The sequence below is a fragment of the Mesorhizobium sp. ORS 3428 genome, assembly GCF_001854785.1.
Classification (GTDB): domain Bacteria; phylum Pseudomonadota; class Alphaproteobacteria; order Rhizobiales; family Rhizobiaceae; genus Mesorhizobium.
Window position 1 is genome coordinate 1 of record NZ_MDFL01000073.1, and the last position, 1994, is coordinate 1994.

A 1994-nucleotide genomic window follows, 5' to 3' on the forward strand; every position below is an offset into this window, starting at 1 on the left:
TTTATCGATGTGCGAACGAATTCCTTGGTGAGGTCGAAGAACTTCGCGGTTTCATATTTTCCGTTCTCAGGAAAGGCGCAGCCAAGAAAGCCGTCGTAGAAATATACGGCCGCGTTCTCTCGGCGGGCGGCAGTGATATTGCTGTCAAATACGAAGCATCGCCAACTTGTGTTTGCCGTGACGGCGACATCTTCAGAAATGAACAGGGCAAGCTTGTAAAGTCTCGTGGCTGGCGTCAGGAAGATGTTCTCGAGAAATTCGGTCACAATTTTTGCGGCAGCTAATCGGCGTTGAAAGCCGGACTGCATCTCCGCTTTGATCACCCCTACGAAGGGCTTTCCATCGGCACCGACTTTCCCATCGAAGACTAGAAGCATTCCCCCGGGAWTCCCTCGTGATTTCTGTGCGTCAGCGAGAGCATCTGCCATGTGCTTGGAGATATCGGGAAAATCGGTGTCGGCTGCGAGAACAAGACGTCGAGCCGTTCCAACAACGCTTGCGTCGTCGGTCTTCACTATCCGCATCTCTATGCTCTTGGACTGTGCAGAGAGCGCTTCGGTGATACGCATCCCAAAATGACTAAGAGCCTTGGAGTCTAGAACTTCAAGTTCCTTCCCGTAGGATGGTGGCACTACATTAGGCCCGTCTTTCCTCTGGAATACCTCATGCATGACAACTCGGCCGATTGAAAGATTCTCAACAAGCAAAACTCGATCCCCTCCGAAAATACCGAGGAACATTATTCGGAACGGGTTAAGAAAGGATATCAGAACAGATCAAGAACGCAAGKGCCACGCGTGCAGGAAAAATGGCGGCCGTTCCTAAACGCAACCAGYCAGTATCGCTGACCTTCTCGACCCCAACCACGGTGTCTGAATTTTTCACCCAGACGAAAAAGTGCATGCGTTCAAAGCTGCAAGGCCTGGAATTGTCTGTTGGAACGGCTATCAACAGAGCCATTGCAGTCAGTAGAAGGATATACCATGTCCCGAGAATGAGGTGGCCCATCTGATCGACTTTACCGCCGATATCGTCTCCGACTACGTCAGTAAGAACGCTGTGGCAGTTACCTGCCTGCCCGAGCTTATTGAGAGCGTAAACTTGTCGCTTTCCAGAGTTAAGTAACCTGTCGAACCAAAAGCCCCAGCCCAAAACGATGTGGTCAATCCGAAGCGGTCGGTGYTTCCCGACTACATCATCTGCCTTGAGGACGGAAGAAATTCAAATCGCTCAAGCGGCATTTGGCTACGCATTTCGGTCTAACGCCCGATGAATATCGGGAAAAATGGGGACTGCCTCCGGACTACCCGATGGTCGCTCCCACCTATTCAGAAAGCCGCTCCAGTCTTGCCAAAGCGCTCGGTCTTGGCCGCAAGACAGCTACGAAGAAGAAAGCGCCGGTCAAGAGAGGACGAGGACGCTAGTCCGTCGTTTCAAGTGGGGAGAGCCAGCAATTGAGGAACGATCGGCAATCCCGCCGGCACCGGTCGCGCTTACGGCCTGGACGCCGAAGCTCTGTTGCCCGCGCTTCCCGCGGCCGGACGTTTGCAGTCGCATCACTAGCAGTCGCTGGCCTGGCGGCTTCAGCATATGCCGTTTTTCCCCTCGCTGCGGACAGCCATGGCGATCTTGGAGCGACAGTAGCCAACTGGACTGCCGCCAACCCACAGACCATTATGGGGACGGCATCGGTTGTGGACGGTGACACGATCGAAGTCCACGGTCAGCGCATCCGCTTTAACGGAATCGACGCGCCTGAGAGCCGCCAGCTCTGCAAAGATGCAAATAGACTGGATTATCCATGTGGAAGTCGATCCACCGAGGCCCTCGACACCTTTTTTGCCGAATCTCGCCCGGTACAATGCAACTTCGTCGCATGGGATAGGTACCACCGTTTCGTGCGCGACTGTCGTCGCGCGGACGGCGCTAGCGTGGCGTCTTGGATGGTTGAGCACGGTCAGGCTCTTGATTGGCCCCGATACAGCCACGGCGCG

Annotated in this window: 2 protein-coding genes and 1 pseudogene; 1 reads left to right on the forward strand and 2 read right to left on the reverse strand. The window is 54.5% G+C overall.

From position 1 onward, the window contains the following. The coding region (locus tag ORS3428_RS08395) for a nucleoid-associated protein (RefSeq protein WP_172833664.1) at positions 1 to 671 on the reverse strand (671 nt) is incomplete at its 3' end. 307 nt (positions 672 to 978) lie between these two features. Here ORS3428_RS08395 and ORS3428_RS31325 point away from each other — a divergent pair. Then, positions 979 to 1424 (forward strand): annotated as a pseudogene (locus tag ORS3428_RS31325) (MucR family transcriptional regulator). Positions 1425 to 1583: 159 nt separating this feature from the next. Here ORS3428_RS31325 and ORS3428_RS33735 read toward each other — a convergent pair. Then, positions 1584 to 1994, reverse strand: a 411-nt coding sequence (locus ORS3428_RS33735) for a hypothetical protein (protein WP_210185685.1), incomplete at its 5' end; no start/stop codon positions are given.